We start from the raw sequence: 8,102 nt of genomic DNA, 5'->3' as shown, positions 1-8,102 counted from the left end.
CATTTAGAGGACTAACTGCGTTTTTTGGGCTTCCAGACGACCAGCGCGGTCTGCTGGCGCAAGGGAACGAGATCCTTGCGGTAGGAGGCGTGCACGGCCGCGGCCGTCTGTTCGGCGGTGAGGTACGCCGCCGTGAGCTCCTCGGTCAGTTCGGCGATCCGGGCGCGGAGCGCGTCGACCTGGTTCTCCAGCTCGATGATCCGCTTGATGCCCGCGAGATTGACACCGTCCTCCTGGGACAGCCGCTGCACCTCGCGGAGCAGCGCGATGTCCCGCATGGAGTACCGGCGGCCACCCCCGGAGGTCCGGCCCGGCGACACGAGACCCTGGCGGTCGTAGGACCGCAGGGTCTGCGCGTGCAGGCCGGACAGCTGTGCCGCCACCGAAATGACGAACACCGGGGTGTCCTCGTCCGCACCGTGCGGCAGCCCGCCGAACATCGTGCTCACCTGCCTTCGAGAAGTTCGGTGATCTCCGGTCGCGGGTCGTGGTCGGACATGGCCTCCGCGTAGGCCTCCAGCGCTTCACGGGCCTTGTCGTCCAATTTGGACGGAATGGCCGCCTGCAGGGTGACCAGCAGGTCGCCCTGCGAGCCGTCCCGCTTCGCGATTCCCTTGCCGCGCACGCGAAGCACGCGACCGCTCGCCGTACCCTGCGGCACCTTCAGCGAGACCTTGCCCTCGAGCGTCGGCACGGTGATCGTGCCGCCGAGGGCCAGTTCCGCGAAGGACACCGGCACGGTGATCGTCAGGTCGAGGTCCTGGCGCCCGAACACGGTGTGCGGCGCGACGTGCACGCGGACGTACAGATCGCCCGGCTGCGCGCCGCCCCGGCCCGGTTCGCCCTGACCCGCCAGCCGGATCCGCTGGTCGTCGGCGACGCCCGGCGGGATCCGCACGGTCAGCGTGCGGGTGCGGGTGCTGACGCCCTCGCCCGCGCATTCCGGGCAGGGGTCGTCGATGATCGTGCCGCGGCCGCGGCAGTCGCGGCACGGCTCGGAGAACGCGAACGCGCCCTGGCTGCGGCTGACCAGCCCGCTGCCCTGACAGGTCGAACACGTCCTCGGGGAGGTTCCCGGCTTCGCGCCGTTCCCGCCGCAGGTGGAACACGTCGCCGGGCTCGACAGCCGCAGCGGCAGGGTCGCGCCCTTGACCGCCTCGGTGAAGTCGATCCGGACGTCGGTCTCCACGTCCGAACCGCGTTGCGGCCGGTTCGCCGTGGCACCGGCCGCGCCGCCGCGGCGGCCGAACAGACCACCGAGGATGTCGCCGAGACCGCCGAAGCCGCCCTGCTGCTGTTGTCCCGCCTGGCCGAAGATGTCGCCGACGTCGAAGCCGCCGCCCCCGCCACCGCCCGGGAAGCCGAAGCCACCGGGACCGCCGGAGCCGAAGAGGCGGCGGGCCTCGTCGTACTCCTTGCGCTTGGACGAGTCGGAGAGAACGCCGTACGCCTCGGAAACCGCCTTGAACTTCTTCTCGGCCTCCGCGTTGCCCGCGTTGGCGTCGGGGTGGTTCTCCTTGGCCAGCTTGCGATAGGCCTTCTTGATCTCGTCCGCGGTGGCGTCGGAGGAGACGCCCAGCTCACGGTAGAAGTCCTTACCGATCCATTCCCGTGCACTCACCGAACGTCTCCTCCTTTCACGCCGTATCGCCGATCAGCGGTTGTTCTCATCGAAAAGTTCGCCCTCGAGCGGCAGTTCGCCACCCACGGGCGGGTCCACCGGGGCGTCCTGCGCCGCCGGCGCGGGAGCGGCTCCCGGCTCGTGGTCGGTGACCCCGACCATCGCCGCGCGCAGCACCCGCTCGCCGAAGCGGTAACCGCGGCGCATGACCGTGGTGACCGTCGGGCCCGCGACGTCCGGCGAAGTGCTGTGCTGGACGGCCTGGTGCACGCTCGGGTCGAAGGGCTCGCCCTCGGCGCCGAACGGCTCGAGCCCCGATCGCTGCAGGCTCCCGACCAGCTTCTCGCCGACCGCCTTGAAGGCGCCCGTGAGATCGCCGTGCTGCTCCGCGCGCTCGAGGTCGTCGAGCAGCGGGAGCAGGTCGTCGATGACCGACGCCTTGGCACCGGCGACGACCTGCTCGCGGTCGCGGTCCACGCGCTTGCGGTAGTTGGCGTACTCCGCCTGGAGCCGCTGGAGGTCGGCGGTGCGTTCCGCCAGCTCCTTCTCCAGGCCGGTGGCCACCGTCACCGAATCGTCCACGATGGAGTCCCCGAGGCCGGGGCCCGCGTGGGTCGCGGGCACCGGCTCGACGGGCTCCACCGTGTCCACCGGGTCTTCCGAGGGAGCGGCGTGCTTCGGACCGTCCTGGGGTTCGGCGGCCGGGGCGGCCGGGCGGACTTCACCGGTCAGCGGATCGATCCGCCTGCGGTCCCGCACGACCACCGGTTCCTCCGGGCCCCGGCCCTCGGTTTCGTCGTAGCGTCCCGTCACTTCTTGTCCTTCTCGTCCTCTTCGACGATCTCGGCGTCGACGACGTCGTCCGCCTTGGCCTGCGAACCGGTGCCCGCGCCGGCCGAACCGGTCGCGCCTTCACCGGCGGCACCCGCGGCACCTTCGGCGCCCGGGGTGGCGTTGGCGTAGAGCGCGGTGCCCAGCTCCTGCGAAGCGGTGTTCAGCTTCTCGATGGACTCGCGGATCTTCGCCGAGTCGGTGCCCTTGAGCGCCTCGTTGGCCTCGTCGATCGCGGACTTCACCTTGCCCTTGAGCTCGTCGGGCAGCTTGTCCTCGTTGTCCTTGACGAACTTCTCGGTCTGGTAGACCAGCGTCTCCGCCTGGTTGCGGGTCTCCGCCTCCTCGCGGCGCTGCTTGTCCTCCTCGGCGTGCGCCTCGGCGTCCTTGACCATGCGCTCGATGTCGTCCTTCGGCAGCGCGGAGCCACCGGTGATCGTCATCGACTGCTCCTTGTTCGTGCCGAGGTCCTTCGCGAGGACGTGCACGATGCCGTTGGCGTCGATGTCGAAGGTGACCTCGATCTGCGGCACGCCACGCGGGGCGGGCGGAAGACCGGTCAGCTCGAACATGCCGAGCTTCTTGTTGTGCGCGGCGATCTCGCGCTCACCCTGGAACACCTGGATCTGCACCGACGGCTGGTTGTCGTCCGCGGTGGAGAAGATCTCCGAACGCTTGGTCGGGATCGTGGTGTTCCGCTCGATGAGCTTGGTGAACACGCCGCCCTTGGTCTCGATGCCCAGCGAAAGCGGGGTCACGTCGAGCAGCAGGACGTCCTTGACCTCGCCCTTGAGCACACCGGCCTGCAGCGCGGCGCCGACGGCGACGACCTCGTCCGGGTTGACACCCTTGTTCGGCTCGCGGCCGCCGGTCAGCTCCTTGACCAGGTCCGACACGGCGGGCATGCGGGTGGAACCACCCACGAGCACGACGTGGTCGATGTCGCCGACGGCGACACCCGCGTCACGGATGACGTTGTTGAACGGCTTGCGGGTGCGCTCCAGCAGGTCCGAGGTGATCTTCTGGAACTCGGCGCGGGAGAGCTGCTCGTCGAGGAACAGCGGGTTCTTGTCCGCGTCCACGGTGATGTACGGCAGGTTGATGCTGGCCGAGTTCGAGCTGGACAGCTCGATCTTCGCCTTCTCGGAGGCCTCACGGATGCGCTGGAGCGCCATCTTGTCCTTGGTGAGGTCGATGCCGTTGGACGACTTGAACTTGTCGACCAGCCAGGTGACGATCCGCTCGTCCCAGTCGTCACCGCCGAGGTGGTTGTCACCGGAGGTCGCGCGGACCTCGACGACGCCCTCGCCGATCTCCAGCAGCGAGACGTCGAACGTACCGCCACCGAGGTCGAAGACCAGGATGGTCTGTTCCTTCTCGCCCTTGTCGAGGCCGTACGCCAGCGCGGCCGCGGTGGGCTCGTTGACGATGCGGAGCACGTTCAGGCCGGCGATCTGCCCGGCCTCCTTGGTGGCCTGCCGCTGCGCGTCCTCGAAGTAGGCAGGGACGGTGATGACCGCGTCGGTGATGGTCTCGCCCAGGTACGCCTCGGCGTCGCGCTTGAGCTTCATCAGCACGCGGGCGCTGATCTCCTGCGAGGTGTAGGCCTTGCCGTCGATCTCGGTCTTCCAGTCGGTACCGATGTGCCGCTTGACCGACCGGATGGTCCGGTCGACGTTCGTCACGGCCTGGTTCTTCGCCGGCTGACCGGTCAGCACTTCACCGTTCTTGGCGAAGGCGACGATCGAGGGGGTGGTGCGTGAACCTTCCGAGTTGGCGATGACCGTCGGCTCGCCGCCCTCAAGGACAGCGACGACCGAGTTGGTCGTGCCGAGGTCGATGCCGACCGCTCGCGCCATGGTGTGATCCTCCTGCTAGTTCTTGACCTGCACGTTCGCCCCCACCTTGAGTGGGCGCCACGCAAGTTCTATCGGGATGATGCGGTCTCCGTCAAGCCGGACTTGAGCCGACTGCACTCAACCTTGTATCCGGCTCAACGAGCGACCCGGGCGTCTTGTTCCCGGGCTACCGGCAGACTGTGCCGGGAGCGGGTGTGAGCCCGCTCACCAGGTACTTCACCTCTTCGGTGCGCACGCAGGCCGAGTTGAGCAGCCCCGTGTGCCCGTACCCGGCGTCGACCAGCAACGCCGAGTTCTCGATGTTCCGCGCGAGCCCCTTCGCCCAGACGAGCGGCGTCGCCGGATCGTGTTCGCCGCCGACCACGAGGATCGGGGCCGCGCCCTTCACCTTCTGCGGGCGCGGGAGGTAGGCCGGCGGCACGGGCCAGCCCGCGCAGCCGCTCGCCATGTCCCAGAACTCCGTGTACCGCCAGCCGTGCGGCGCGAGGGTCTTCACCAGACCCTGCATCGCCCGCATGTCGGCATAGGAGGTGAACGGCGAGCCGAAGTCGTGGCAGCCGATCGAGCGGTACGCGCCGTAGGACGGGTCCAGCTGCGAGTAAGGCGCCAGCCCGTCCGCGTTCCCCGCGGCCGCGGCCTCGACCGCCTTCGCCAGCTCCGGCCAGAACGCCGGGATGATCAGCGCGCCGTAGAAGCCGGACGCCATTTCCTCGGCGGTCAGGTTCCGGCCGAGCTGTTTCGACGGCACGCCGCCGGGCGTGGCCATCAGCTTGTCGTAGGTGGCGAGGGCGTCCTTGCCGCGAAGCACGCAGTCCGCCGACGTCGTGCACCACTTCGCGAAGTCCTTGAGCGCGCTTTCCGTCGCGATGGTCTCGTCGATGACGGCCAGCCGGGTCGGCCGCGAATGGTCGACGGCGCCGTCGAGCACCATCACGCGGACGCGCTTCGGGTACTTCTCCGCGTACACGGCGCCGAGTTCGGAACCGTAGGAGACGCCGAGCCAGTTCACCTTCGGCTCGCCCAACGCGATCCGGATCGCTTCGACGTCGTCCGCGGCGTGCCAAGTGTCCACAGAGGACAACTCCGGTCCGGTCCTCTTGAGACACTCGGTGCCCGAGACGCGGTTGTGCGCGATGAGCTTGTCGTAGTCCGCGCGGCTTTTCGGGAAGCGGCTGATCGCGGGATCGTGCAGCTCCGGCCCGCAGGTGATCGCGGGCCTGCTTTCGCCGACGCCGCGCGGGTCGAACCCGATGACGTCGAAACGCTGCCGCACTTCGGCCATTTCCGATTTGTCCAGCGCGAAACCGCGGCCGCCGTACTTGAGCACGGTGACCCCGGCACCGCCGGGCCCGCCCGGGTTCGTCAGCAGCGAGCCGACGCGGCGCGCGGGATCGGTCGCGGGCAGTTTCGCCAGCGCGATCGACACGGTGCCGCTCACCTGGAGGTTCGCGCATTCCAGCGTCGGCGCGTACTCGGTCGCGCAGGGTTTCCAGTCGAGCCGGGGCGCGGCCGACGCGGGCAGCGCTGAAAGCGGCAGCAGGGTCAGCGCGGTGACCACCGCGAGCGTCTTCATGCGGCCCGGACCGTGATCGAGCCGGTGCCGGACTTGAGGTCCAGGACGTTCGCCGAAGCCTGGTCCTGACGCACGCCGCCGGTCTCGACCGTGCCGGTGTCCGTGTCGGCGTCGATGCGATACGCGCCGTCGGGAACGGTGACGGTGACCTTCCCGGTCTCGGCTTTCGCCGTGACCATGCCCGGTTTGGCCAGCCCGACCTTGATGTCCCCGGTACCGGTGCTCAGCTTCACCGGGCCGGTCGGATTCACGACCTCGAGATCGCCGGTGTCACCGTGGAGATCCACCGAAGCCGCGCGGGCAAGCTTGATCTTGCCGGTGCCGATCGACCCGGAGATCGCCAGTTCGCGCGGCACCACGACGTCGTAGTCGACGCCGCACTGGCTGCACCCGCCGAGGACCAGCGTGCCGTTCTCGACGCTGTGCGTCTTGCCGGGATTCTTTCCGGTGTAAGTCACTTCGCGGCGCAGCGAGACGGGCGCGCCGTCCTCGACCCGGAGCGTGACGCCGCCGACCGGGACGTCCACCCGGATCGCGGTGACCTGCTCGGTGACGGGCGTGCCGTCGCTCAGCGTCTCGCGGCTTTCGCCTGTGCAGCCGACGATGCCGAAAGCCGTCAGCGCGCCGAGAGCGAGCGCGCCGAGGACACGCTTCTCCTTGATTCCCATGAGAAAGTGTTCCCCCGATAAGTCCGTCAGGCCGCTTTGACCTTGACGCTTCCGCTGTCAGTGGTGAGATCGAGCTTGTACTGGGCCGAACCGGACTGGTTCACGTCGATGTCGCGGCGGCCGCTGTCGGTGGTGCCGGTGACGTCGTAGTCGCCGGAAGGAACGGTGACCTCGATCGAGCCGCTGTCGCTCTTGGCCGTGACGTTCGCGGCCTTGACCAGTTCGAGGTCGATACGGCCGCTGTCGGCCTGCGTCTTCACGTTCCCGCCGAGCCGCTCGCCCTTGATGGCGCCGGAACTCGCGTGGACGTCGACGTCCTGCCCGATGTTCTTCAGCTCGACGCGGCCGGAGTCGGCCCTGACCTTCACCGTACCCGGCACGTCGCTCACCTCGACCCGGCCGGAGTCGACCGTGATGTCCACAGTGGACACCCCGGCGATCTCCACCGCGCCGGAGTCGACCTTGCCCGAGACCGGGATCCCCGCCGGGACGATGACGTCGTAGGCGACCTCGCAGTTGTTGCCGCAGCCGGCGAGGACCAGGGTGTCCCCCTCCACGCGGTACGCGTCGCCCGGCTTGTTCCAGCGGTACTCGAACGCTTGGTGGACCTTCACCGGGCCGCTGCCCGTGCGGATCTTGACGGCGCCGTCTTCGTTGTCGACGCGGACGTTCTTGATCGACTGGGTGAGCTCGCTGGTCGCCTCCGCGTCGGAAGGCCACCACCAGCCGAGACCGGTGAGCACACCGACGCCGATCAAAGCGATGCCGCCGAAGGCGAGGAGTGGGCGCGCCATGGTCTTGAGTCCCTCCAGAGCAGGTTTTCGTGTAGCTCGACGCTAAGGGCAGCGCGGCGGGTTGGACATAGGGGTAACCCCCGGATTCGTCCCTGAACCCGCACCCGGGTCCTCGGGGTCATAACCTGACTTCGTCATCTGATCCACGACCAGGAGGACGCATGCCGCAGGCACCCGATCCGTACGACTTCCTGCCCGATCTGCCTGCCTTCACCTTGAGCAGCATCGACATCGAAGAAGGCGGCTTCCTGCCGACACCCCAGCTTTCCGGGATCTTCGGCGCGGGCGGCGAAGATCGCTCGCCGCAGCTGTCCTGGGAGGGCTTCCCCGAGGGGACCAAGAGTTTCGCCGTGACCTGCTACGACCCCGACGCCCCGACGGCGAGCGGGTTCTGGCACTGGGCGGTGTTCGACATCCCGGTGTCGGTGACCGCGCTGGCCGCGAACGCGGGCGACGAAGCGGGCTCCGGTCTGCCGAAGGGCGCTGTGACCCTGAAGGGTGACGGTGGCGTGAAGCAGTTCCTCGGCGCCGCCCCGCCTCCCGGGCACGGGCCGCACCGGTACATCTTCGCGGTGCACGCCGTCGACGTCGAAAAGCTGGACGTCGGCGAGGACGCCACTCCGGCGCTGCTGGGCTTCAACCTCTTCAGCCACGCCATCGGCCGGGCGACCCTGACGGCCCTGCACGAGAACAAGGGCTGAGCCGAAGGGGACTTTCCCCGCATGCGACGTGGCGAAAGCGCGGCGGTCTCAATCG

General features: G+C 68.8%; 8 protein-coding genes. 1 reads left to right on the top strand and 7 read right to left on the bottom strand.

All coding sequences use genetic code 11. The features are described from left to right. Positions 1-11 precede the first annotated feature (11 nt). The 7 genes from B0293_RS23975 to B0293_RS23945 all read right to left on the bottom strand — a co-directional run bounded on the left by B0293_RS23975 (position 12) and on the right by B0293_RS23945 (position 7,346). Positions 12-440, bottom strand: coding sequence for a heat shock protein transcriptional repressor HspR (locus B0293_RS23975; RefSeq protein ID WP_005160779.1), 429 nt, complete (start codon positions 438-440; stop codon positions 12-14). Between the two features lie 5 nt (positions 441-445). Further along, positions 446-1,621 (bottom strand): molecular chaperone DnaJ, encoded by a 1,176-nt coding sequence (dnaJ, locus tag B0293_RS23970; protein WP_005160782.1) that lies wholly within the window; start codon positions 1,619-1,621, stop codon positions 446-448. Positions 1,622-1,654: 33 nt separating this feature from the next. After that, a complete protein-coding gene (grpE, locus tag B0293_RS23965) occupies positions 1,655-2,434 on the bottom strand; it encodes a nucleotide exchange factor GrpE (RefSeq protein ID WP_005160784.1) in 780 nt (259 codons plus the stop codon). Continuing rightward, the gene (gene dnaK, locus B0293_RS23960; RefSeq protein WP_005160786.1) at positions 2,431-4,311 is read right to left on the bottom strand and encodes a molecular chaperone DnaK; all 1,881 of its coding nucleotides are present in this window, start codon (positions 4,309-4,311) and stop codon (positions 2,431-2,433) included. Before dnaK ends, grpE begins: the two co-directional genes overlap by 4 nt. A gap of 166 nt (positions 4,312-4,477) precedes the next feature. Next, positions 4,478-5,884: an alpha/beta hydrolase gene (locus B0293_RS23955; protein WP_005160788.1), complete on the bottom strand. Its 1,407-nt coding sequence runs from the start codon at positions 5,882-5,884 to the stop codon at positions 4,478-4,480. After that, entirely contained in the window at positions 5,881-6,552 is a 672-nt protein-coding gene (locus B0293_RS23950; protein ID WP_005160790.1) for a DUF4097 family beta strand repeat-containing protein, read from the bottom strand. Before B0293_RS23950 ends, B0293_RS23955 begins: the two co-directional genes overlap by 4 nt. Before the next feature lie 26 nt (positions 6,553-6,578). Beyond that, positions 6,579-7,346, bottom strand: a complete 768-nt coding sequence (locus B0293_RS23945) for a DUF4097 family beta strand repeat-containing protein (RefSeq protein WP_005160791.1) — start codon at positions 7,344-7,346, stop codon at positions 6,579-6,581. A 161-nt stretch (positions 7,347-7,507) separates the two neighbouring features. On the opposite strand from B0293_RS23945, the gene B0293_RS23940 reads away from it, so the two are divergent. Then, complete coding sequence (locus B0293_RS23940) at positions 7,508-8,047, top strand: YbhB/YbcL family Raf kinase inhibitor-like protein (RefSeq protein ID WP_005160793.1); 540 nt, start codon at positions 7,508-7,510, stop codon at positions 8,045-8,047. Positions 8,048-8,102: the final 55 nt, after the last annotated feature.

Source organism: Amycolatopsis azurea DSM 43854 (assembly GCF_001995215.1).
Lineage (GTDB): Bacteria > Actinomycetota > Actinomycetes > Mycobacteriales > Pseudonocardiaceae > Amycolatopsis > Amycolatopsis azurea.
Note: the sequence above shows the minus strand (reverse complement) of the source record. Positions and strands in the feature narration are given on the sequence as shown.